Source organism: Citrobacter sp. Igbk 14, from assembly GCF_028069825.1.
Lineage (GTDB): Bacteria > Pseudomonadota > Gammaproteobacteria > Enterobacterales > Enterobacteriaceae > Citrobacter.
The window spans coordinates 1-924 of sequence record NZ_JANEWM010000147.1; the positions used below are offsets into that span (position 1 = coordinate 1).

Here is a 924-nt window from a genome sequence, read left to right on the forward strand (position 1 = left end):
ATCGAAGATTGTGTTTATATGGCAACATGGGAAAATGACTGGATTTTTTGTAATCCGGAAAATTTAACTTTATTAAAATGAGACTTGTATGGGAATTGCCTATTTTTTAAGAGTGGGAGATAAAACAACCTGCGGTGGTACTATTTTAACAGGTTGTACTAATCATATACTCGACGGACAGCCAACGGCACGACATGGCGATAGCTATATCTGTGGTAAAGATAAAAAACTCTACCACATAGCAGGAGGGCAACCAGGTTATTTTATACATGGTGTTCAGGCTGCCGGAACAGCACATAGCGTTGGCACATGCCCTTGCAAATGCCGATTTATTAACTCAATTTCAAATGTCAGTTATTTCTATGAGAGTGAAGTTCTCTCCACACCTAAACCAGTCACAAACAGAGTGATCTCTGTAACGCCGCAGAACGCACCAAAACCGTTCACGATGGCACATAGGCCATATTGTCCGGCTGAAGCTGAAGAGGATAAACCGCCTCGTGAGGCTGTAGATGCAGGATTTTGTGTATTACCCTATGAGGCTAAACCATCAACATATGAACCGTATATTTTTGTTAATCCCCCCGATGGTACGAGAGAGCTATATCACAAACTGAATCCTGATATAAAAAAACAACCTGGTTCAATTCTGATTGTTGTAGATCCTGAAAAACAAGATCAGCATCAGATTGAAGCATTACAAAAAGCACGAGATCGAATTGATAAAGCTCTGGCCCCACTTACCTTGCAGGATGCAAAGTTATTGCATGATAACAGAGGCGCCGTGGATGCATTTTCATATCAACTTTTCGGTAATTATTTAGGAAATGCTGGAGATGGTTTTGGATATATTAGTGAGATAGGTAAAAGTTATCTCGAAGAAATAAAACAAATATTAATTGAAATTCAGGAATTATATAAAGA

General features: G+C 39.1%; 1 protein-coding gene. It reads left to right on the forward strand.

Going from position 1 to position 924, the window contains the following annotated elements:
- Positions 1-88: 88 nt before the first annotated feature.
- The coding region (locus NNN64_RS22830; RefSeq protein ID WP_271442883.1) for a PAAR domain-containing protein at positions 89-924 on the forward strand (836 nt) is incomplete at its 3' end.